The organism is Oryzophilus luti, assembly GCF_059726245.1.
Window position 1 is genome coordinate 3,379,858 of sequence record NZ_AP040874.1, and the last position, 21,959, is coordinate 3,401,816.

Here is a 21,959-nt window from a genome sequence, read left to right on the forward strand (position 1 = left end):
CAATTGACACTCCGCAACCGCGCCCGCAGAATGGCCGGATGCTAAAGCGAAGCCTGTTCGTCCTCGCCCTGCTGGCCGCCCTCACCCTCTACGCCACCGCGCAGAACAAGCCCACCCCGGAGGCCGCAGCGCCCAGGCACGAGCCACACCTGGAGGCTCTCGACTGGATGACCCACGGCACCTGGCACGCGGAGTTCACCACGCGCGAAGGCAAGCTGTTCACCATCGACAATGAGATCCGCTGGGCGCCGACCGGCACGGCCATTAGCTTCATTACGCGCTTCAACGGCGAGGCGCACTACCACGGCATCTACGTCTGGGACCCGCAGCAGCAGAAGCTGCGCTTCTTCTACACCTCGGCGGACGGCGCGTACACGGAAGGCTCCACGGTGGTCACCAATGGTGACCTGGCGCAGCAGTTCACCATCGCCAGCGCCAAGGGGGTGGAGAAGCTGCACTCGACGGTGAAGCGCAATGGTGAAGACGCCTACGATTTCGCCGTCTTCAACGATGGCTCCGATAAGCCGGAGTTCACCATGACCTATCACCGGCGTTGACGAGGCGTGAAAGAACGGGCGCTACCCACTCTTGTTACCCGCCTTCAGGTACCATGTCTCTACGCGCGTTCGCGCGCGGAGACGCCCATGACTCGACTTCGCACCTCACTCGTGTTGCTCGTTCTTGCGGCAATGGCCGCTGCATCGGCTGCCGCCATCGATACCTCGACGCTCAAGCTGCCCAAGGGCGCCAAGATCGCCATCATCGCCTTCGAGGACCTGCAATGTCCCGACTGCGCCGATGCCGAGCCGATTCTGGAAGCGGCCGTGGCCAAGTACAACATCCCGCTCGTGCGCCGAGATTTTCCGCTGGCCATGCACGCCTGGGCCTTTGACGCGCATGTGTTGGCGCGCTACTTCCTGTCGAAGTCTCCGGAGCTGAACGAGGAGTGGTGGCGCTGGGTATACGCCAACCAGCCGAGCATCACCAAGGCGAACCTGCGCGGCATGGCTGAGCGTTTTGCTGACCAGCACAATCTGCAATTGCCGGAAAAAGTCGATCCCGATGGCAAGTTTGCCGCGTCTCTTATGGAGGACTTCCGGGTGGCGCAGCGCGCGGGCGTAGACCACACACCGATGGTCTACGTCATCACCGCCGATAAGATTACGCAGCCGTTTGTGGAGAGCGTGGACCGCGAAACGCTGTTCAACATCATTGAAAAGCTCCAGGCGGAAGTGGCCGCCAAATAGCACGGAACGGCCTGCCGGCGGTGCCGGAGCGGCGTTTGCGATACCATAGAAACAGGCAATCATGCGGAGAACAACCTTTATGACTCGTGTTCGCAAGGCTCTGATGTGGGCCGCGTTGGCCATGCTTGTGCTGGCCATGTTCGGATGCAAAAAGAAGGAAGAGAGCGCGTTTGGCAACCAGCCGCCCGCTGGCGGAGCTGCTGCGGCTGGCGCTGCAGGCGGGGCTTCGCAACAGGCCGCTGCGCTGCCTCCCGTGCAACTCGATCCGGCCGCCGCCGCGCGTGTACTGGTTCCCCCGGCGGGAGCACAGGCCGCCATCATTGTCTTTGAAGACATGCAGTGCCCGTCCTGCGGCCGCAATGAGAACCTGATTGTGCAGACCGCCCAGGCCTATCGCATCCCCGTTGTGCGGCATGATTTTGTCATTCCAAATCATGCCTGGAGCGGCGATGCGCACCTGATGGCGCGCTACTTTGACACCGTCTCGCCGCAGCTCGGCGAAGAGTTCCGCCACTACATCTTTATGAACCAGACGAACATCACCAAGCTGAACCTGCGTGAAATGGCGGACAGCTTTGCCGCCAAGCACGGACAGCAGCTTCCGACGTACGTCGACCCAAGCGGCGCGCTGAAGGCCAAGATCAACGCAGACATCGAGTTGGGGCGTTCCATCGGCATCCACCAGACGCCGACCCTCTACGTTGCGGCTTTCACCAGCACCGGTCCGCGTTACGTTGAGCTTGACCAGCCCGAGGATTTGCCCAAGGTGGTGCAGCAGGTCATGCAGTCAATCGGCACGCCGCACGGCAAGAAGTAGAATTTCAGCTCAGGATGAGACAGCAAAGGCACGGTTTAGGCCGTGCCTTTTGCATTGCGCGGAAGATGATGGCGTAGGGTTGAAGACAGGCGCCACTCAGCGGGGCAGCGACTCGAAATCCTCGTGGTGTTCGCAGGCTCTTTTCTGCCAGGCTGCGGCGGCTCGCACAAAGGCGCGGAACAGTTCGCGCGACACGGCATCTGACTTGTAAGTCCGCTCCGGGTGCCATTGCAGGGCCAGCACCCAGTGGCCGGGCTGCGTGCCTTCAAGGGCTTCGATGATGCCATCCTGCGGCGAGCGGGCCACCACGCGCAGGCCGTCTCCGGCGCATGCTGCCGCCTGGTGATGGCTAGAGTTGGCGGTGAGCGTGAGCGCCGCTCCGGGCCCGAGCGCTGGCGTTACGGTCTGCGCCAGCAGCGAGCCGGGTTCAACCTCAACCGCGTGCTCAACCACCGTCTCCTGCGGCTCGCCCTCAAAGCGACGATGCTTCACCGGGCTTTCAATGTGCTGCACCAGCGAGCCGTTGCGCCACACGTTCAGTGCTTGCAGCCCGTAGCAGATACCGAAGACAGGCTTGTGCATGACGAATGCATCCTGCAGCAGCAGTTCGTCGGCATTGTCGCGCGCCGGGTCAGCTTCGGCGGTCTTCGGGTGGCGCGTGGCCGCATACTTCTGCGGGTCCACGTCGGCATGCGAGCCGGGCAGCAGCACTCCGTGGCAACTCTTGGCAAGCTGCGCAATTTCCTCGTTGGAAGAACTCAGCAGAATCTGCACGGGGACGCCGCCTGCCATCTCGACGGCACCGGCGTATTGCGGCATCACGCGCGCGGAGTAGCTGGCGTCGGAGTTCGGCTGCGGAATGGCGATGCGCGGCTTCATCGGATGCTCCGGGTGGAAAGTGTTCGGCCGCTTTCAGTGTGGTGCTAGTGCGCGGTGTCAGGCGCCGGTTGTGCGGCTTGCTCTACGCGCGGGTCCTTCAGCACCGAGCGACTATAGTACAAGTCGGCCAGCGCCGTGCGAACCTTTTCTCCCAGCTCGTCCATCTGGCGCGGCGTGTAGCCCTCGGAGGAGATCGGCTTGCCGATCACCAGCCGCAGCGGCAGCGGGTTCAGGTGCCACTGTCCACGGGGCAGCGCTTCATGCGTGCCCACAATGGCCGTCGGCACAATCTCCGCACCGGCCTTGATGGCCACGTAAAATGCGCCACCGAGAAACGGCTGAAGGTGTCCGTCGAACGAGCGTCCGCCCTCAGGGAAGACCACGACCGGCATGCCGTTCTTCACCGTGTGGCTTGCCTCGATGAGGCTGCGCAGTGAACTGCGAGCGTCGCCGCGCTCAATCGGAATCTGTCCCGAGCGGCGAAGGTGCCAGCCCATGAATGGAATGTCGAACAAGTTGCGGTTGGCCATGATGCGGAACTGCATGGGCAGCCCGTAGAACAGCACCGGCGTGTCCAGGTAGGAGAGGTGATTGGCGGCGTAGATGTAGGGCTTCGACGGGTCGACGTTCTCAAGCCCCTCGACCGTGAGCGGCGTGCCGGCCGTTTTCAGGATCAGCCACGACCAGGTGCGCGCCATGCGGTGCTGCAGGTGGCCATCGTCGTCAAAAAACGAGCACAGCAGCGACAGCGTACCGCACACAACCGTGTACAGGTAGATGAGATTGTTACGCACCAGATAGGAAAACAGCCGGGTGCCGAAACCGAATTTTTCTCCCTGCGCCAATGTGCCTGCCTTGCAACCGTGATGCCTACTGCGAATTCGTGGAAGGTACCCGCCATGAAGAGCCGGGGCTTATGCCCGGCGGAGATCACGCAGGATACGCTCGCCAGAAACTCACCCTAACAGCATAAACGATGCGAGGCTCAGGCTTCGAGGGACAATGCTTCGGCGGCAGCACCAACGATATAGATGGAACCGGTGATGACAACCACGGCGTCCGCTAGTTTGGCGGCTTCCGTCTGCGCCACGCGCAGCGCCTCGGCCACCGTTGCGGCGGTGACCACGCGCGTGCCGGTTGCCGCAATCATCTCCGCAATCTCCTGCGGCGTGGCCGAGCGTGGATTGGCGGCCGTGGTGGCCACAACGCACTCGGCACCGGGGAACAGAATCTGCACCATCTCAGCAATGGCCTTGTCGCGCATGGCGCCAAAGACGAAGACACACGGACGTTCGCCCACCTGTTGGCGCAGCGCGGCCTTCAACGCCCACGCTCCCGCCGGGTTGTGCGCCACGTCCAGAATCATGGGCGCCCGGCCCGCCGAGCCATCAATGCGCTGGAAGCGCCCCGCCCACTGCGTGTTGCGGACGCCCTCGGCGATGCTTTCGGGGGTGATGCGCGTGAAGCCCTGCGCGTGCAGCTCTTCGGCAGCCGTCAGCGCCAGTGCCAGGTTGCGCAACTGGTGAGGCCCGGCCAAAGGCGCCTCAATCAGCACTTCCTCGCCCAGCAGTTGATGGCGGAAGCGCGTGCGCCCTTCATGTTGCTGCACCAGTGCCTCGCTGCCGGGGTTCACCGGAGGCATGTTGCGAGCGGCGCTCACCGGGTGCGCGCCAAGCTCCACTATGCGTCGGCCAAGCACGTCGTTCGCCTCGGGGTGCTGCGGCAGCGTGATGGCCGTGCGGCCCGCGCGCAGGATGCCCGCCTTCTCCCCGGCAATGGCCCCAATGGTGTTGCCGAGGAATTGCTGATGGTCGAGCGCGATGTCGGTGATGATGGACGCGAGCGGCTCCACAATGTTGGTGGCATCGAGCCGTCCGCCCATGCCGACCTCAAGCACGGCAATGTCGACGTTTGTCTCGGCGAAGCAGAGGAAGGCCATCGCCGTCACGGTCTCAAAAAAACTCGGATGATGCGGCAGCTTGCCTTCCGCCACCAGCCGCGCAGCCGCTCCGTGGGTGCGCTCGTAGAGCGAGGCAAACAACTCGTCGGAGACAGGCGCGCCATCGAGCCGTATGCGCTCGTTCACCCGCACAAGGTGCGGCGAAGTGTACAGCCCTGTTTTGTAGCCGGAGACTTTCAGAATGCTGGCCAGCGTTGCGGCCGTGGAGCCCTTGCCGTTGGTGCCGGCAATCAGCACGGAGGGGAACTTCTGCTCGGGCGAACCCAGCGCGGCGGCCAGCGCGCGCACCTGCCACAGCTCAAACTTGGCCGAGGGCAGCTTGTGCAGCTCCTGTCCCAGCGCGTACAGTTCGCGGACGGCTTCAGCGTATGTCTTCATGCGAGCGAAAGCCCCGGAACCCCGGGGCTTTCGTCATTATAGCGGTTCGCGCGGCAGTGCGGCTCTGGCGGCCGCAGCCTCGTCTGCCGCGCAAAGTGCATTGGTTAGGACTTGAAGATCTCGAACTTCTCCTGCGGCGCGTGGCAAATGCTGCAACGCTCCTGCGCCGGATCCTCCATCACGTTTCCGCAGTAGGGGCACACGTAGAACGTGGCGGCCACCTTCTGCTTTTCCAGCGTGGCCAGCGCCGCGCCGTAAAGCTCGGCGTGCACGGCCTCGGCCTCCATGGCATTGCGGAAGGTGCGCACGGCCGCCGGCTGGTGGCTCATCTCTGCTTCCTTGATGAAGCCCGGATACATGATGTCGCGCTCGTACTCCTCGCCTTCCTTGGCGGCCTTCAGGTTCTCAGCGGTGGTGCCGACCTTCGGCGTCGCAATCTTGCTCTCGGGCGTGCCGCCCAGCTTGTTGATGATCTGTGCGTGGTTGGCGGCGTGGATCTGCTCGGCGCGGGCAGCGGCGCGGAACAGCGTGCCCACGCGCAGGTAGCCTTCCTCCTCGGCTTTCAGCGCAAAGGCCTGGTAACGCGCAGTGGCGTTGCGCTCGCCTTCAAAGGCGGCCAAAAGGTTTTTCAATGTCTGGGAGACAGCAGGAACTGTCGTGCTCATGAACTCTCCTCCTGACGGCAGACAATACGCCCGCCGCCAACCGCGAGGATGTGACGTACGGCCACCATCGATGTTCATCGCGCATCTTCGGGAATGCAAACATCGGGCCGGATTTCCTTCAATGTCACGTAAACGTGGGTGCCCCAGGTTCGTCGCGCGAAGCGCGGCTAACCTGGGCTGGTGAAACATTTCCAATGCCAAATCCGTGCATGGCATTGGCCAACTCAGGAATCTTCCCAAACAGCAAAAGCCCCACTCTGCAGTGGGGCTTGCGTTTCCAATCGTTAAGGCGCGATCTTAGGCCGCCGTGCTCGGCTGCATCCACTCCAGCGCGCGGGCAATGTAGGCCTTCAGCTCGCGGCGGTGCACCACGGCGTCCAGCATGCCGTGCTTCAGCAGAAACTCCGAACGCTGGAAGCCTTCAGGCAGTTTCTGGCGGATGGTCTGCTCGATGACGCGCGGCCCGGCAAAGCCGATGAGCGCGCCCGGCTCGGCAATGTTCAGGTCACCCAGCATGGCGAATGAGGCCGAAACGCCGCCGGTGGTCGGGTCGGTCAGCAGGCTGATGTAAGGAATCTTCGCGTCGTCCAGCCGCGCCAGCGCCGCAGACACCTTCGCCATCGACATCAGGCTGATGGTGCCTTCCATCATGCGTGCGCCGCCCGAGGCGGAGACAATAATAAGCGGCATACGCTCGGCTGCGGCCTTCTCCGCCGCGCGCGTCAGTGTTTCGCCCATCACCGAGCCCATCGAGCCGCCGATGAAGCCGTACTCCATGGCACTCACGATGACCATGCGGCCGTTCAGGCGGCCTCGTGCGGTGATGATTGCGTCATTCAGCTTGGTCTTGGCCTGCGCCTGCTTCAGGCGCGCCGCGTAGGGCTTCAGGTCCACAAACTGCAACGGGTCGGGCGAAACCAGGTTGCCGTCTTCGGTGGTGTACTGGCCGTCGTCAAACAGCATCGCCAGCCGTGCGCGCGCGTCCAGCCGGAAGTGGCGGTCGCACTTGGGGCAGACGTTCAGGTTCTCCTCCAGCTCTTTCTTCCAGATGATCTGGCGGCAACCGTCACACTTCACCCACAAGCCCTCGGTCTTTACCTTGCGCTCGCCCGAGGTATCCAGTTCCTGCGATTCGCGCTTAAACCATGCCATAGAATCTTGTCCGTCTCTCGCGCCCGCGGCGCGGCTGTGTTGTTCGCAAATTCCCCACCGGTCGTGAGCCGGGTGCCGCACGGATTGCGGCAGTTGCGCAGGCGAGCCTAGTACTCGATGCCGCGCTGGGCCATGATGCCCTTCTGGTATGCGTGTTTCACTTCCCGCATCTCGGTCACTGTATCGGCCAGTTCCACAATTGTCGGATGCGCGTTGCGGCCCGTCAAGATGACGTGGACCATCTCGGGCTTGCGGCGCAGCACCTCGGCCACCCTCTCCGGGTCCAGCATCTTGTAGCTGATGGCGTAGTTGATCTCGTCGAGAATGACCAGGTCCCACTCGCCGCTCAGGATCGCCTGCTCGGCCTCGGCCCAGGCCTCCTCCACCATGCGCACGTCCTCGGGATCGGTCTCTGCGCCGCCCACCTTCACAAAGCCGCGGCCCATCTGCTTCATCATAAAGCGGTCGCCAAAGGCCTCCACGGCGTCCAGTTCGCCATAGTGCCAGGAGCCCTTCAGGAATTGCAGCATCAGCACGCGCATGCCGTTGCCCACGGCGCGTAGCGCGGTGCCCATGGCGGCCGTCGTCTTGCCCTTGCCCGGCCCCGTGTTGACGATGATCAGACCTCTGCGTACGTCCGGCATGGCTCTATTGTACTGGGTCGCGTGAAATGGAGGCAGTCTTGCGGCGCAGGGAACTTCTTGGATGGGCAATTTGTGAATTTTCGAATTTCAACATTTGTGGATTGACCATCCCTGATCGCCTGGTAGCGGTAACGAAATTCGAAAATATTGCAATTCTCAAATTCGACAATCCCTCAGTGCCCCCCGTGGTAGGGGTGCCCGGCGAGGATGGTGAAGCCGCGGTAGATCTGTTCGAGCAGCACCACACGCGCCAGCTCGTGCGGTAGCGTCATCTTGCCGAGGGAGAGCTTCACCTGCGCGCGGCCGAGCGCGGAGGCGCTCCAGCCGTCGGCGGGGCCGATGGCGAAGACCAGCTCCTGCGTGCCGCGCTCCTGATGCGTTCGCAGCAACTCGGCCAGTTCTTCGCTTGAGAGCTGCCTGCCGCGCGGGTCGAGCGCAACGAAAACAGGCGCCGTGCGGGCAGCCTTGTCCAGGCTGCGCACCAGCGCCTCTTCCGTTGCGTATTCGTTGCCCTCGACGTGGTTGTAGCGCGCGGTGCGTTTCAGGTACTCCGAGGCAAGCGAGGCAATCGCCGCCTCCTTCGTCTTGCCCACCCACGCCACGCGCAGCTTCATCGCCGTCCTTGTGCTTCCGGTCTTCGAGTGCCCCAGGTTCGCGCCCGTTGTTGACGCCTGCCCGGAACGCAGCTACTTCTTCTTCGCTGCTTTCTTTGCGGTCTTTTTGGCCGCCGGTTTTGCCGCCTTGCCGCGTCCGGCAGTCTTCGGAGCCGCCTTCTTCGCGGCCTTTCCGGCAACCTTCTTGGCGACCTTCTTTGCCGCCGGGCGTGCGCCCATGCGCGAAACCGGAGTCTTCGACGCGCCCTTCCTGGCAACGCCGGCGGTCACCGGAGCCTTCTTCGCGGGCTTCGTCAGGTCGGTCAGCGTCAGGTGCCTGGCATGGTGCCACAGCCGCTCCAGGTTGTGCAGCCGCTCTTGCGAGCTGAAGATGTGCACCACAAAGTCCACGTAGTCCAGCAGGATCCACTCGGCGTTCTGGTAGCCCTCGCGGTTCAGCGGCTCCACGCCCATCTTTGACAGGCGGTCATCCACTTCGTCGGCAATGGCCTGCACCTGGCGCGGGTTGGTGCCGCTGCAGATCAGGAAGTAGTCGCTCAGCGCGCTGGCTTCCTGCGGCAGTTGCAGCAGGGTCACATCTTCGGCTTTCTTGCTCTCCACCGCTTCCAGCGCGATGGCCACTTGTTTGCGAATTTCAGCAGTGCTCATAGTCCTCACTATTGTGCAGTCTCGGGGACCTGCGGGCTATTTCTTTTTCGGATTCTGGTTGCGCGTAATGATCTTCAGTCCGCCTTCGCACGGCGCAATGGGCAGCAGCGGCGTTCCCGGCTCCTTCACGTCCTGGTACAGAGCTTCCTTGCGGATGTAGTCGGCCACGCGCGCGCCCACCATCTTCGCCAGTGGCTTGCCGGCCTCGGCCAGCGCGCGAACCTGCGTGGCGCTCACCGTGGAGCGCACCGCATCGAGCAGGTGCACCACGGCGTCTCCGTAGACAAGCGTGCCGGTGTCCTCGCGCTCGGCGTAAAGCTCGGCAATCTCGCGCGCCGGTCGCAATTCTTCGGGCAGAGACATGGCCACATCGGCCAGCGAAAATCCCGGGCGGCTCGCCACAATGAACTCGCACGCGGTCAGCAGCTCCACCGGGCTGCGCCACTTCGCAATGTCGCGGAAGGCGTCAATGCCGATGAGAAAGTAGAGCTTGTCGCCGTTGCCGAGCCGCGCGCGCAACCGGTGCACGGTGTCGATCGAATAGCTGGCGAGCTTGTGCTCCGCCTGAATGATTTCGGGCGCTTCCAGCAGCGACGGAATAAAACTCTTCTCGCCCGCCAGCGCCAGCGCCAGCATGGCGTAGCGATGGTAGTAGGGCACCAGCGGCATGCGCTGCTTGTGCGGCGGAATATCGGCGGGAACAAAATACACCTTGTCGAGTTGGAAGCGCTTGGCGGCGGCGCGTGCCACGGCCAGGTGTCCGTTGTGTACCGGGTTGAAGGTGCCGCCGTAAATTGTGACGTTCATCGAGTGCGTTCTTGCCTGTCTAGTTCAGCGGAAGACTTTGATTGCGTTTTAGGCGTTGGTCCGCGATGCAAGGAGCCGATGCTCCGGGGGAAGTGTATTGCAAACCCTGTGGCGGAGCCAGAAAACAGTGAGGGCGCAGTCATGTTGCACTGCGCCCCTCGGTTTGTGAAAACCAGTTACTTCTTCGCGGTCTTCTTGGCGGCCGGCTTCTTCGCGGCCTTCTTCGCCGGCTTCACAGCCTTCTTCGCGGCGACCTTCTTCACGGCGGGCTTCTTCGCAGCCTTCTTCGGAGCAGCCTTCTTCGCCGGAGCCTTTGCAGCCTTTTTCGTTGCCATAGTCTTCTCCCTTTCGTTGTTCTTGGTTTTAGCCGCTGCTTTGGCCGGCTTACGTCGTGCCGTCCTGGGGCCCTTGGAAGCCGTCGCGGCGATCGGCTCCTCATCCTGCGGAGTAAACAGCCGCGGGCCAACTACAGTCTCGCCCGCCGCTATGCGCCGGCGCACTTCCTGTACGTAGCGTGCCATCGCCCACTCCAAATCCTTTACTCCCTCACCGCTCACCGCGGAGATGGGAAAGAACTCTAGCCTTTTGCGTGCGACAAACTTGCGAAGCTCTTCGAGCTTATCAGGGTTCGCGACGTCGCACTTACTCGCGACCACTATCATAGGCTTTTCGTCGATTCCTGCACCGAATTTCTCAAGCTCACCCATGATGATCTTGAAGTCTTCGACCGGATCGGGACGCCCGCTTGCATCGCTTACATCCACAAGATGCACCAGACAGCGCGTGCGCTCCACATGTTTCAGAAAGCGCATGCCGAGTCCGGCGCCTTCACTCGCGCCTTCGATGAGGCCCGGAATATCTGCAACAACGAAGCTGATTGGATTGCGCGGATCATCGCCGAGCGCAACAACGCCGAGGTTCGGCTGCAGCGTGGTGAACGGATAGTCCGCAATTTTCGGGCGTGCCGCAGAGATGCGCGAGATCAACGTTGACTTGCCGACGTTCGGATAACCAACCAATCCCACATCGGCGAGCAGCTTCAACTCCAGACGCAGATGACGCTCTTCCGCCGGACGTCCGGGCTCGCACTCGGTCGGCGCCTGATGCGTCGGCGTGGCAAAGTTCTGATTGCCGCGTCCGCCGCGTCCGCCGCGCGCGATGATGACGTGCTCGTTCGCGGTGGCAAAGTCATGCACCAGTGCGCCGGTCTCTTCGTCGTAGACCATGGTGCCCACCGGCACCTTGAGCGTGATGCTCTCGCCGTCGGAGCCGGTCTTGTTGCTGCCTTCGCCGTGGCGGCCGCGCTGCGCTTTGTATTCCGGATTGAAGCGGAAGTGAACCAGCGTGTTGTGGCGTTCGCTGGATTCCATGATGACGTCGCCGCCGCGCCCGCCATCGCCGCCGGAGGGGCCTCCGCGGGGAACGAACTTTTCGCGGCGGAAGGCCATGCAGCCGTTGCCGCCTGCGCCGGAAGTGACCCGAATGGATGCTTGATCGACAAACATGAATCTAATGCTTACCCTCGCACGGCACTGCGCGCAATAGAAAAGGCCTCGCACGAATGAACGAGGCCTCTTCGAACTGTTCCTGCGCCGCCGCCGTGCCGCGGCTGGCGCTGTCTTAGGCCGTCACCGGCTCCACGGAGACGAAACGACCCATCGTGCCGCGATCAATGAACTTCACGCGGCCGTCAATCTTGGCGAACAGCGTATCGTCCTTGCCACGGCCCACGTTCAGGCCCGGCTTGATGCGCGTGCCGCGCTGGCGAATGATGATGGTGCCGCCGGTGACCACCTGGCCGCCGAACGCCTTCACACCCAGCCGCTGCGCGTTGCTGTCGCGGCCGTTACGAGATGTGCCTTGTCCTTTTTTGTGTGCCATAACTAAACTCTCTCCCATGACACGCAACGTTGTTTACGTGTCGTTTCCATCCCGACTCGTTTCGCGCGAGTCATGGGTTTCTAAATTCTCCGGCGTTACTTCTTCGCCGTCTTCTTGGCCGCAGTCTTCTTTGCGGCGGGCTTCTTCGCTGCCGGCTTCTCAGCCTTCGGCTCGGCGGCCTTCTTGGCCTTGGGAGCCTTCTTCTCGACGGCCGGCGCGCTGAAGGTCTGTCCGTTCACCGTGATCTCGCTGATGCGGACTTCGACCAGCTCCTGGCGGTGACCCTGCAGCTTCTTGTACTGCTTCTTGCGCTTGAAGTGGAAGACCAGGACCTTGTCGCCCTTGGTGGCTCCCAGCAGCTCGCCCTTCACCTTGGCGCCATCGCCCTTGGTGATCTTGCCTTCTTCGGCGCTCACGGCAACCACGTCGAATTCGACGTCAGAGCCCGCCGACTCCAGCTTCTCAATCTTCACCACGTCGCCGGGTGCGACGCGATACTGTTTTCCACCAGCGCGGATCACCGCGTACATAATGCCTCCAGGATGCTGGGCCAACCGTGCGTCAATGGCTGCGGCAGACCGCTATCTCAAACTTGTGCGCTTGCACTTCCCCGGCGAGCGGAACTGGGACGCCGTGCACCAACCCAATGGTTTTCCCGGCGCGCAGAACGCGCACAGTTTCAACCGGTTGGCCGCAGACATGCACCTTCCCTAACCGCATAAGCCGTCAGGGGCTCCAGAACGGAGCGCGGCAGTACAGGCAAACCATCAAATTTTAACCGTTTTGCACAGGCACCGTCAAACCGGTCGTGGTAAACCGTCGCCGCCCGTGCCCGGAAGGTAACCTATTCCTCCCCGGTGGAGGCCCCGGTGTGGTTGTAGCGCAGTTTCAGAAACAGAATTCCGAGCTGCAACAACAAGGTTACAACGTTCGCGGAGATGATCGGCCAGGAATCCTTATAGATTCCGTAAACCAGCCACAACGCCAGGCCGATGTCGAACGCCACCAACGAGCCCAGGTTCAGGTCGCGCACTTGCCGCGTGCGAAACGTCTGCACCAGTTGCGGCAGAAACGCGAAGGTCGTGAACGCACCGGCCGCCATGCCGAGAACTTCGAGCAGGTTCCACATACCGCAACAGGCTATCGTGAGCGGGCGCGCCTTGCTGCCGCGTTTGATGAATCTTGTGCAAAGACTGTGTGCATCGCATTCGGACAGTTGTTTGCAACACTCTCATGCTCACGGATCGAGCAAAGGAAAAGGCGCCGCCTTGTGGCGACGCCTCGCTCCATCCCCCGACACGCAACTTCATTCGTTCATTTAGCGATGGCCACCGCGACCGCCGTAGCCGCCACCATGTCCATAGCCGCCGCCGCGTCCGTAGTCTCCGCCCCGGGCATATCCGCCACCGCGGGCGTAGCCACGGTCCACATAACCACGGGAGACATATCCGCGCGGTCCGCCACCGTAGTAGCCCCGTCCGTAGTACCCGCGATCATATCCGCGGTAGTAGCTGCGGTAGTAGCCGTGGTCGCGCTGGCACCAGCGGCCGTCGATAAACACCCAGCCGTCGTCATACGCCGTGTAATAGCCCGGGTCGTAGTAGTAATCCGGCGCGTAATACACCGGCGGCGCATAAGAAGGAACCACTACCACCGGAGGACGATGCACGATCGGTCCAATGGCAACACCCACGCGAACCTGTGCCGATGCCGCCGGAACCATCACGGCCATCATCATCAGCATCATCGCACCTAACATCCATCTCTTCGTCATCGTCCACCTCCAGGCAAACTGCATACATCAGGTCAAACCCAGCCCGGGGCGGGAAGTTGCGCGAACAAAATGCGAGGTTAAAAGCCGTTGATTTCGCGGTGTTTAGCTAGAATCCCTGCCGCACAAAGAAGTACAAGGTCAGTGCCGCGCCGATGGCGATCACCACCCCGCGCACACTCTTCGCCGGCATCTTCTGCGCGTAGTAGGCGCCGCCGTATCCGCCCACGCTGGCGCCCGCCAGCATCACCAGAGCCTGCGGCCACAGGATGGCGCCTGCCCACACAAAAATTGCGATGGCCACGCCGTTGGCCACCGAGGCCAGCACCGTCTTGTAGGCGTTCATGGTGTGTATGCTTTCCACGCCCAGCAGCGCAAACATCGCCAGCATCAGAATGCCGGCTCCGGCACCGAAGTAGCCGATGTAGATGGCGATGAAGATTTCCAGCAGCGTGGCGCCCACAAACGTCCAGCGGCTCTTGCGTTGCAGATGCTCGGAGCGCTCGCGCAGGAAGCGCACAATGCGTCCGCTGAAGGCGAAGATGAGTGTAGCCGAGCCCATCAGGTAGGGAATCAGCCGCAGAAACGTTGCCTGCGGCGTGTGCAGCAGTACGGTGGCGCCCAGCACCGAACCCACGAGAGCCGAGGTCATCAGCGGCATCAGGCGGCGAAGTTTTTCTCCGCGCAACTCGCGACGGTAGGCTCCCACGCTGGCCACCGTTCCCGGCCACAGGGCCATCGTGTTCGTGGCGTTCGCCTGGATGGGCGGCATGCCCGTGAACAGCAGCACCGGAAAGCAAAGGAAGCTGCCGCCCCCGGCGACGGAGTTGATGGCGCCGCCCACGAACGCGGCGGCAAACAGCATCAGTGCATGATGCGGAAGCAAGAAGCGTTTCTCCAGCGAGCAGAACTCTCCGCGCCTGCGCCTGTGTGGGCGCGGCGTCGTTACAACAAGTTCTTCGACATCTTTATGACATATGCTTCAAAGCCGGGCCTGAGCTTGTGCACGGCCAGCAGCGGCTCGCGTCCGGTTTCAACGAAGCCAAGCCTTGCGTAGCGTGCCAGCAGTTCGGGCCGCAGGCTCAATACACAAATATCGATGCGACTGCATCCGGCAAGGCTGCAACGCTGTTCGGCGGCGGCAATCAGTTGCCGTCCAAGCCCGCGTCCCTGGCACGCAGCGTCCACGGCCAGCATGCCGAGATACCCGCTCTCGCCGCGCGGCTCCACGTAGATGATGCCCACCGTGTGCGCTCCATCTTTTGCGATCAGGAATTCGCCGCGCGTGAGCATCTCGCGCACCTCTGCCTCGTCCGTGCGTGGAGTGTTGAAGAAGGTCTCCACCTCAAAGGCACGGTTGATCATCGGCACGGCGGCCAACACATCGGCCTCCGCGCCGCGCTCAATGAGCACCTCGGAAAGCTGTCTGCTTGCAGGCATGCATTCATTCTACGTTGGCGCAGGGGCGTTCGCGCAAAACGCGTTGTCGCCTGCAATGGAAAGGGCGCGCACGCGGCGCGCCCTCGCTGCTGCACGGTGCAGCTTCAGTTCTTGCGCGTGTAGTGGAAGACTGTTGCGGGCAACTCTTTGCCCTTGTCCTCGTAGCTCCACGCCTCATCGTGGTGGTCGGCGTCGATAAAGGTGATGACCAGCCCGACCATGTGCCCGTCGCCGGGGTCGATGTTGGTGCCGTCCTTGAAGCGGAAAGCCAACTGGTTCGGCGCGGCGGACTTCACCATCTCCATGCGCGGCTGGTTGTGCGCGGCGCAGTAGTGTGTGGCCAGCAGCTTGCCCGGCCCGTCCGGGTGGAACATCGTCACCATCTCGTGATCGGTGCCCTCGTCCATCCAGTGCATCAGCGCCGAGTTGTCGCCGGTCATGCGGATCTCAAGCCCGGTGTCATACTTCTTGCCGCCCTCTTCCATGTTGCCCTGCCACTTGCCCACCAGCGAGCGCAGTTGCTGCCACTCGGCGGAACTTGGCGCGGGCGCGTGGCGCATGGCGTGGTCATCGGCCTTCGCGTCTTTCATCTCCGTCTGCTGCGCCCATCCCGCGCAGGCCAGCAGGAGCACGGCCGTCCCCAGCCATGCCCGCATTCTCAAGTTGAATCCGTTCTTCATCTTCCACCTCCCAGGGCGAAGATTGTGTGCGCCCCGCCCCAATCCGTCAAGCGCGCAGAAGTTCAGCAACGCCGTTCCTCACGGAGCCGGTGGTCAGTCGTCCACGTCCTCGTAGTTTTCCTGCTGGAAGCGCGGCGTGCAGATGGCGAGGAACAGCAGGTCGTCCGTGCCGGTGTTGGTGATGCGCTGGCGCACACCGGGCGGAATGCGCACCACGTCGCCGGGGCGCACCTCGGTGGGCGGCAACTCGCCAACCTCAACGCGCCCCGTGCCGCTCAGCATGACGTAGCGCTCGGCGGTGCCGCGCACCACGTGCCAGCGCGTGGTCACGCCGGGTTTCACGCGCGCCCGCGCAATGGAGACCGCTTCATCCTCGGCGGTGTTTGAAAGCTCAAGGATGGAGCAGCGCTCCTCGGTCCAGAACTCTGCACTCTCCTCCGTGCGCAGAATGGCGGTGGTCATGGTTGTTGGCTCACTCATCGCACTCACACTATACCCGCGAACCGTCATGGTGAGCGTAGCCGACGAACGCGTTTCGGCGGCGAAGTCGAACCACCTTTTGTTCGGTGCAAAGCCTAATAAGTTTGGAATCACTTTCAGGCAAAGCAAAAGGCCCGGATTGTTCCGGGCCTTTGCCGTTGAACGATGTTTCAGCCTACTGCAACAGCGGCTGTTCTCCGTTGCCATTCCCGTTGGTTTCGTCCTCCGGGATGACGACGGCGGCGGCCACCTTATCTCCACCCTCGAGCGAGAGCAGGCGCACGCCCTGCGTGGCGCGTCCGGCTTCGCGGATCGAGTCGGTGCCCATGCGGATGATCTTGCCGAACTGCGAGATCAGCATGGCCTCGGAGACTTCACTCACCAGCAGCACGCCCACCACCTTGCCGTTGCGCTCGGTCGTCTTAATGTTGATGACGCCCTTGGCGCCGCGTCCGGTCAGGCGGTAATCCTCCACCGGGGTGCGCTTGCCGTAGCCGTTCTCGGTCACGCTCAGGATGAGGTTCGGAATGGCCTTCTCCTCGTCCGTTTCATCCTTACGCTTCCTCTTCGGCTTGGCTTCGCCCTCCACCGGCTTGGCCGTCACCGCCATGCCGACGATGTAGTCCTTCGCCGCCAGGTTCATGCCGCGCACGCCGTACGCCGGACGTCCCATGGCGCGGACCTCCTGCTCGTCAAAGCGGATGGCCATGCCGTTGTGCGAGGCGAGGAAGATGATCTGGTTGCCGTCGGTGCAGTGCGCCTCCACCAGTTCGTCTTCCTTCTCAATGCCAATGGCGATGATGCCGCGTGCCATCACGTTGCTGAAGTCCTTCAGCGCCGTCTTCTTCACCGTGCCCTGGCGCGTGACGAAGAAGATGAACTTGCCCTCTTCCTCAAGGTCGCGCACTGGCAGCATGGCGCGCACGCTCTCACCCGGCTGCAATGAGACCAGGTTGCCAATGTGCTTGCCCTTGCCGGCGGCGGCCACGTCGGGAATCTCATACACCTTGAGCCAGTAGACGCGGCCCGTGTTGGTGAACACCAGGATGTAGGCGTGCGTGGAGGCAATGAACATCTGCTCCACAAAATCCTCATCGCGGGTGCTCATGCCCTTGCGTCCGGTGCCGCCACGGCGCTGCTGGCGGTAGGTCGAAATCGGCGTGCGCTTCACGTAGCCGGTGTGCGAAATGGTCACCGCCACCTGTTCGTCGGCAATCAGGTCCTCGATCTGAATTTCCTTGGCTTCATCGAGGATCTGCGTCTTGCGCTCGTCGCCGTAGTCCTTCTTCACCTGCTCGAGTTCCTTCACGATCACGCGGCGCAGCTTCTTCTCGTCGGCCAGAATCGATTCGTACTCGGCAATCTGCTCCAGGATCGCGTTCAACTCGCTGATGATCTCGTCGATCGACAGGCGGGTCAGGCGGTGCAACTGCAATTCGAGGATCGCGTCCGCCTGCTTGGTGGTGAACGGCTTCTCGGGGTTCACCTCGGGAGCCTTGCCCGTCAGGTTGATCGTGATCTTGCGGCCGCCGAAGTAAGCCACCAAATTGTCACGCGCATCCGCACGGTTCTGGCTGTTGCGGATGATGGCGATGACGTTGTCGAGGTGGTCGAGGGCCATCTTGTAGCCCTCGAGGATGTGCTCGCGGTCCTTCGCCTTCTGCAGCAGGAAGGCCGTGCGGCGGCGCACCACTTCGATACGGTGGTCGATGAAGCAGTTGAGCGCGGCCAGCAGCCCCAGCTCCTTCGGCTGTCCGTTGACCACGGCCAGGAAGATCATGCTGAAGCTGTCCTGCATCTGGGTGTGCTTGTAGAGCTGGTTCAGCACAATCTCGGCCTGCGCGCCGCGCTTCAGCTCGATCACGATGCGCATGCCTTCGCGGTCGCTCTCGTCGCGGATGTCGCTGATGTCGTCGATCGTCTTCTCATTCACCAGTTCGGCAATGCGCTCGATCAGGCGCGCCTTGTTCACCTGGTAAGGAATCTCGGTGACGATGATGGCGTCGCGTTCCTTGGTGATGTGCTCAATGCCGGCCTTGGCGCGCATGATGAAGCGGCCGCGGCCGCTCTGGTAGGCGCTCAGAATGCCGTTCTTGCCGTAGATGAAGCCGCCGGTCGGGAAGTCCGGGCCCTGCACGATGGGCGGCTCGCCGCCCTTGCCGATCACGAGCTCTTCGAGCCGTGTGTTCGGCTTGTTCGCCAGATAGATGGCCGCGTTGATGATCTCGGTCATGTTGTGCGGCGGAATGTTGGTGGCCATGCCCACGGCGATGCCGTTGGAGCCGTTGACCAGCAGGGTCGGAATGCGCGTGGGCAGCACCACGGGCTCGCCCGTGGTGTCATCGAAGTTCGGCGAGAAATCGACGGTGTCCTTGTCGATATCCTCCAGCATCTCTTCGCTGATGGCCGTCATGCGCGCTTCGGTGTAACGATAGGCGGCCGCCGGGTCGCCGTCGACGGAACCAAAGTTGCCCTGACCGTCCACCTGCGGATAGCGCAACGAGAAGTCCTGCGCCATACGCACCAACGCGTCATACACCGCGCTGTCGCCGTGCGGGTGGTACTTGCCGAGCACTTCACCAACCACCTTGGCGCACTTGACGTGCTTGCGGTTGTGCAGCAGACCCATGTCGTGCATCGCGTAGAGAATGCGCCGGTGCACAGGCTTCAGGCCGTCGCGCACGTCGGGCAGCGCGCGGCCAATAATGACCGACATCGAATAGTCGAGATACGAGCGCCGCATCTCCTCTTCAATGTTGATGGGTTGCACGTTGGTACCGCCGCCCGAATTGGAGGGCGGCAGCAGGCTTCCTTGGTTGTTCGTCTCGTCTGCCATGAATTCTCAGGGGCGCGCCGCTTGCTTGGGGGCACGGTTGCGCCGGCTTCTTCTGCTCATAAGTCCCTGTGCGGAGCCACCTTGGAGGCGAACCGCGCAACACGATGTAACTCATTGCAATCAGAGGGCGTTAGAGACAGAATCGCAATTCACATTATAGCACGGAGGACGGGGCGGCTGTGCCTTGGTGGAAGAGCATTTGCCAGCCTTCTTTGCGTCGCACCCAGATGGAACTACGGAGAGAATAACTCGTGTCATGTGAATAACTTACGGAGGAGCATCCCGCCTGCCGCGCGGCCCGGTAAGTCACCAGCGCCACGTCTGGTGCGAGGGGGTGCATTTGGAACTCCGCGATCATCCAGCTTTCCTTGCTGCGGGAGGCCAGCAGGGAAGCAATCACCTCTTCACGGGAATAGCTGCGGCCGGAGCTGCCGAACTCGCGAAACTCGGCGCACAACAGCCGTTCCAGCGTCGCGGCGTCGTGGCGAGCTTCGGGCGAAAGCAGAAGAGTCTCAAGTTCCAGCAGCGTTGCTTCCAGTTCCATGTTCAGAACTCCAGCGTGACGTGCACCACGTTGCCGGGAGCGAGCTGTGTGTGCACCTTCACCACCTGACCGCGACGCAGGCCGGGCACGCCCTTCAGAAACTCGCTGGTGTAGGTGGCGTTGTAGACCTCGCCGGTCTTCATCGTCCAGGCCTTGCGTAGAACGCTCTCCAGGTCGCGGTCGGCACCCTGAACGCTGAGGACGCCCATGTGGAATTGCGGCCCTTCGGTGATCTCGATGACGTAGTCCACGGCATGTTGCTTGTCATCATATTTGGTGCGGGCGGAAAGGCTCGCCTGCAGAAAGCCATATTTGGTGCAGACCTTGTAGGCGTCGTGCAGAGATTCCTGCAACAGGTCCTGATCGGCGCGCGACCCCGGTGAGAGCTTCAACGTCGGCGCCAGCTCTACCGTAGGCACCTGCAGGTTGCCGGCGAAGCTGATGGCTGTCACGCGGTAGGGCGCGCCCTCGGTGACGTTGAAAGTGAGCACCACCTCCGGCGAGGCCGCGTTCTCACCGATCAACTTGCGCACGGGCGCCTCCACATGCGCGCGCAGGTAGCCCAGCCGTCCGTAGGCGCGCACAACGCTCTCAGCCGGAACCGTGTGGCTGAACGAGGCCTCGTAATTCTGGTTCACCACGTTCTTGATGGCCTCGTCGAGGTCGCTCTGCGAGAGCGCCTTCACGCCAGTGAAATGCACCTCGGCCACCGACATGGTGACGCCGCTGACGAGAAACTGCACAGTATCGGGCGCGGCGTTCTCGGTGGGCGAATGCAGCCGGAAATAGACCTGACCGGGCAGTCCCCGGGCCGCAAGCACGCCGTTGAGTGCGTCGGCCACAAGCGTCGGCATTTGCCCGCCGGGGGCAACCTTGCCTCGGAAGATGGGCACGCGCTTGGCCAGTTCCGCCTTCAATTCGTCGTCGGTGAACCAGACGAAATTCTCAAAGCTCACGGGCACAAGGTCGGCATCCTCAAGCGCGAACTCCACCACGTAGCCGCCGTTCTTGAACTCGTACTTGTAGGCCACGGAGGTGAACGCGCCGCTGTCACTGAGCTGATTGGCTGCGGCCTGGAATTCCGGGTTGCCCATCTTTACGCCGAGCTTCAGCCCAGTCAGGTTCATCACGTCCTGCCCGGTATAGAGCTTGGAGCCGGTGACGCGCACGCCGGTCAGCTTGGCCTGATCATTGGATTGGGCCGTGGCCGTGAGGCCGCCGAGGATGCACACGAGTGCGACGAGAGAGACCGCGATGCGATAGGCCGGGACGCGCATGCGGCCTAGTTTAGCGCATCCGCGGCACGGAAAGCCGATGCAATGTGGTACAACCAATGCGGTACCCGTGCCCATGAAGCTCTCGCGTCATTTCCGTCCATCGCATCTGTTCGCGCTCTTTTTGCTGCTGTGCTTTGCCGCGCAGTGCGCGTACTTTGTTTCACACGTGCCGCTGACCGCCCTCGAGGGCCGCTACCTTACCGAAGGTGCGTCAATCCTGAGCGGACGCACGCATGGCGGCGACGCGTTGCACTCGCCGCTGACAGCCTTGCTGAGCGTCGCGGGCGTGGCTCCGGCCGTGTTGCAGCATCCGGCTGAGGTTGACCAGTTCTTTCTCGACCGCATGCGCTGGCTGGTACGCGCGCCGTTCCTGCTGGCCGGGTTGCTGCTCGGCGTCTCGCTCTATTACGTGGCGCGCAAGCTCTACGGATGGATTGGCGGCCTGTGCGCGATGGGGCTTTACTGCTTCAGCCCCGCGCTGGTGGCGCGCAGCTCCATGGCCGGGCCGGAGATCTTCGGCGCATGGGCGGCCTTCGGGCTGATCTTCACGGCCATTGCCACGGCGCACACGCTCTACGCGCCGCGCGAAGTCATCTTGTGGAACTGGAAGCGCATCCTGTTTCTCGGCGGGGCCATCGGAATCGCCGTGGGCACGCAGTGGTCGCTGGCGTGGCTGCTGGTGCCCGCCGTGCTCTTTATGTGGTGGGCGGTGCCGCACCGCCGCGCGGCGGCTTCGGTCATCGTGCTGGCTGCCTGCTGCGTGGCCTTCATCCTGCTCGACGCCACGTTCGGCGCGAACCTTGGCGCGTTGTTCAGCGCCTTGCACAATGCACGATGGCTCGGCTTCACCAATCCGGCGCACCTTGGCATGTTGGCCGCGCCGTTTGCGAACATGCTGCTGACGGCTTCGACGGCCACCACGTTCGCCACTGCGGTGGCGCTGATCGCGTTCGTGGCGTGGCGCCGCACACGGTTCTTCGGCAATCTTGCGCCGCTGCTCATCGGGGTGCTGCTCTGCCTGATGGCCGTGCTGATGCCGCTGGCTGGCGGCGCGAACAACCTGTTCTACGCGCTGCCGTTCTTCATGTGCTTTGCCGCCGGAGTCTTCGCCGACCTGATCGAATCCAAGCGCCCGGACGCGCCGATTGCGCTGATGTTTGCGCTGGTGGTGGGGCAGGCTGCGTATAGCATTCTCGGCCTGATGCGGGTCTTCAGCGGCGCGCGTTAGAGCGCGCGCTT

Annotated in this window: 24 protein-coding genes and 1 pseudogene; 4 read left to right on the forward strand and 21 right to left on the reverse strand. The window is 62.7% G+C overall.

All coding sequences use genetic code 11. From position 1 onward, the window contains the following. The first annotated feature begins 38 nt into the window (after positions 1-38). From AC6IZO_RS14395 to AC6IZO_RS14405, 3 genes are all read left to right on the forward strand, one after another. On the forward strand, positions 39-557 hold the full coding sequence (locus tag AC6IZO_RS14395; RefSeq protein ID WP_497805825.1) for a hypothetical protein: 519 nt from the start codon (positions 39-41) through the stop codon (positions 555-557). Between the two features lie 87 nt (positions 558-644). Next, on the forward strand, positions 645-1,247 hold the full coding sequence (locus AC6IZO_RS14400) for a DsbA family protein (RefSeq protein WP_497805827.1): 603 nt from the start codon (positions 645-647) through the stop codon (positions 1,245-1,247). Between the two features lie 79 nt (positions 1,248-1,326). Then, the gene (locus tag AC6IZO_RS14405) at positions 1,327-2,064 is read left to right on the forward strand and encodes a DsbA family protein (protein WP_497805829.1); all 738 of its coding nucleotides are present in this window, start codon (positions 1,327-1,329) and stop codon (positions 2,062-2,064) included. Between the two features lie 96 nt (positions 2,065-2,160). Here AC6IZO_RS14405 and AC6IZO_RS14410 read toward each other — a convergent pair whose 3' ends face one another. From AC6IZO_RS14410 to AC6IZO_RS14510, 21 genes and pseudogenes are all read right to left on the reverse strand, one after another. Then, entirely contained in the window at positions 2,161-2,943 is a 783-nt protein-coding gene (locus AC6IZO_RS14410; protein WP_497805831.1) for a gamma-glutamyl-gamma-aminobutyrate hydrolase family protein, read from the reverse strand. A gap of 44 nt (positions 2,944-2,987) precedes the next feature. Then, positions 2,988-3,788, reverse strand: coding sequence for a lysophospholipid acyltransferase family protein (locus AC6IZO_RS14415; RefSeq protein ID WP_497805833.1), 801 nt, complete (start codon positions 3,786-3,788; stop codon positions 2,988-2,990). A gap of 140 nt (positions 3,789-3,928) precedes the next feature. Continuing rightward, a complete protein-coding gene (locus AC6IZO_RS14420) occupies positions 3,929-5,281 on the reverse strand; it encodes a bifunctional folylpolyglutamate synthase/dihydrofolate synthase (protein WP_497805835.1) in 1,353 nt (450 codons plus the stop codon). A gap of 104 nt (positions 5,282-5,385) precedes the next feature. Continuing rightward, positions 5,386-5,946, reverse strand: coding sequence for a rubrerythrin family protein (locus AC6IZO_RS14425; protein WP_497805837.1), 561 nt, complete (start codon positions 5,944-5,946; stop codon positions 5,386-5,388). A 297-nt stretch (positions 5,947-6,243) separates the two neighbouring features. Beyond that, positions 6,244-7,098, reverse strand: coding sequence for an acetyl-CoA carboxylase, carboxyltransferase subunit beta (accD, locus tag AC6IZO_RS14430; RefSeq protein WP_497805839.1), 855 nt, complete (start codon positions 7,096-7,098; stop codon positions 6,244-6,246). Positions 7,099-7,205: 107 nt separating this feature from the next. Beyond that, a complete protein-coding gene (gene cobO, locus AC6IZO_RS14435; RefSeq protein ID WP_497805841.1) occupies positions 7,206-7,742 on the reverse strand; it encodes a cob(I)yrinic acid a,c-diamide adenosyltransferase in 537 nt (178 codons plus the stop codon). 173 nt (positions 7,743-7,915) lie between these two features. Next, positions 7,916-8,356 carry a 23S rRNA (pseudouridine(1915)-N(3))-methyltransferase RlmH gene (locus AC6IZO_RS14440; protein ID WP_497805843.1) on the reverse strand — a complete coding sequence of 147 codons (441 nt, stop codon included), beginning with the start codon at positions 8,354-8,356 and terminating at the stop codon, positions 7,916-7,918. 72 nt (positions 8,357-8,428) lie between these two features. Then, positions 8,429-9,004 carry a ribosome silencing factor gene (rsfS, locus tag AC6IZO_RS14445; protein ID WP_497805845.1) on the reverse strand — a complete coding sequence of 192 codons (576 nt, stop codon included), beginning with the start codon at positions 9,002-9,004 and terminating at the stop codon, positions 8,429-8,431. A 36-nt stretch (positions 9,005-9,040) separates the two neighbouring features. Beyond that, positions 9,041-9,811, reverse strand: coding sequence for a nicotinate-nucleotide adenylyltransferase (gene nadD, locus AC6IZO_RS14450; protein ID WP_497805847.1), 771 nt, complete (start codon positions 9,809-9,811; stop codon positions 9,041-9,043). A gap of 485 nt (positions 9,812-10,296) precedes the next feature. After that, positions 10,297-11,316, reverse strand: a pseudogene (gene obgE / locus AC6IZO_RS14455) (GTPase ObgE); the annotation flags it as partial. A gap of 115 nt (positions 11,317-11,431) precedes the next feature. Beyond that, on the reverse strand, positions 11,432-11,692 hold the full coding sequence (gene rpmA, locus AC6IZO_RS14460) for a 50S ribosomal protein L27 (protein WP_497805849.1): 261 nt from the start codon (positions 11,690-11,692) through the stop codon (positions 11,432-11,434). 95 nt (positions 11,693-11,787) lie between these two features. Then, entirely contained in the window at positions 11,788-12,222 is a 435-nt protein-coding gene (gene rplU / locus AC6IZO_RS14465; RefSeq protein ID WP_497805851.1) for a 50S ribosomal protein L21, read from the reverse strand. 314 nt (positions 12,223-12,536) lie between these two features. Further along, positions 12,537-12,821, reverse strand: coding sequence for a SemiSWEET family sugar transporter (locus AC6IZO_RS14470; RefSeq protein ID WP_497805853.1), 285 nt, complete (start codon positions 12,819-12,821; stop codon positions 12,537-12,539). A 189-nt stretch (positions 12,822-13,010) separates the two neighbouring features. Beyond that, positions 13,011-13,466: a hypothetical protein gene (locus AC6IZO_RS14475; RefSeq protein ID WP_497805855.1), complete on the reverse strand. Its 456-nt coding sequence runs from the start codon at positions 13,464-13,466 to the stop codon at positions 13,011-13,013. A gap of 106 nt (positions 13,467-13,572) precedes the next feature. Beyond that, the gene (locus AC6IZO_RS14480) at positions 13,573-14,349 is read right to left on the reverse strand and encodes a sulfite exporter TauE/SafE family protein (RefSeq protein WP_497805857.1); all 777 of its coding nucleotides are present in this window, start codon (positions 14,347-14,349) and stop codon (positions 13,573-13,575) included. A gap of 59 nt (positions 14,350-14,408) precedes the next feature. Next, the gene (locus AC6IZO_RS14485; protein WP_497805859.1) at positions 14,409-14,903 is read right to left on the reverse strand and encodes a GNAT family N-acetyltransferase; all 495 of its coding nucleotides are present in this window, start codon (positions 14,901-14,903) and stop codon (positions 14,409-14,411) included. 104 nt (positions 14,904-15,007) lie between these two features. Next, on the reverse strand, positions 15,008-15,583 hold the full coding sequence (locus AC6IZO_RS14490) for a hypothetical protein (RefSeq protein WP_497805861.1): 576 nt from the start codon (positions 15,581-15,583) through the stop codon (positions 15,008-15,010). 93 nt (positions 15,584-15,676) lie between these two features. Then, complete coding sequence (locus AC6IZO_RS14495; protein WP_497805863.1) at positions 15,677-16,063, reverse strand: cupin domain-containing protein; 387 nt, start codon at positions 16,061-16,063, stop codon at positions 15,677-15,679. 175 nt (positions 16,064-16,238) lie between these two features. Next, positions 16,239-18,899 (reverse strand): DNA gyrase subunit A, encoded by a 2,661-nt coding sequence (gene gyrA, locus AC6IZO_RS14500; protein WP_497805865.1) that lies wholly within the window; start codon positions 18,897-18,899, stop codon positions 16,239-16,241. Between the two features lie 154 nt (positions 18,900-19,053). Continuing rightward, positions 19,054-19,443, reverse strand: coding sequence for a nuclear transport factor 2 family protein (locus AC6IZO_RS14505; protein ID WP_497805867.1), 390 nt, complete (start codon positions 19,441-19,443; stop codon positions 19,054-19,056). A gap of 2 nt (positions 19,444-19,445) precedes the next feature. After that, a complete protein-coding gene (locus tag AC6IZO_RS14510) occupies positions 19,446-20,720 on the reverse strand; it encodes a POTRA domain-containing protein (RefSeq protein WP_497805869.1) in 1,275 nt (424 codons plus the stop codon). Positions 20,721-20,757: 37 nt separating this feature from the next. Between AC6IZO_RS14510 and AC6IZO_RS14515 the strand changes: the two genes are divergently transcribed. Then, positions 20,758-21,948 carry a hypothetical protein gene (locus tag AC6IZO_RS14515; RefSeq protein WP_497805871.1) on the forward strand — a complete coding sequence of 397 codons (1,191 nt, stop codon included), beginning with the start codon at positions 20,758-20,760 and terminating at the stop codon, positions 21,946-21,948. Positions 21,949-21,959: the final 11 nt, after the last annotated feature.